The following is a 303-nucleotide window of genomic DNA, read 5'->3' on the forward strand; positions in this document are numbered from 1 at the left end:
AAAGCTGACTCGACGCGGCTCTTGATGGGCGGCCTGGCGCAGAAGACCGTGCTGGACACCCTGCGGGAGGAGGGCGAGGACGTCGACCTGGAGGACGTCCTCCGCCCCGGTTTCGGCCGGACCATGTGCACCGAGTCGGGCGGGCCGGAGCCGGGCGTCGGCTGTGCCGGCCGCGGCATCATCACCTCGATCAACCTGCTCGAACAGCTCGGCGCCTACGACGAGGACAAGAGCCTGGATTACGTCTTCTACGACGTCCTGGGAGACGTCGTCTGCGGCGGCTTCGCCATGCCCATCCGCGAG

General features: G+C 68.3%; 1 pseudogene. It reads left to right on the forward strand.

The features are described from left to right. Window positions 1-303: pseudogene (gene nifH, locus A7975_RS21010) on the forward strand (nitrogenase reductase); the annotation flags it as partial.

The sequence above is a fragment of the Bacillus sp. FJAT-26390 genome (assembly GCF_001682865.1).
Taxonomy (GTDB): Bacteria; Bacillota; Bacilli; order Paenibacillales; family Paenibacillaceae; genus Pristimantibacillus.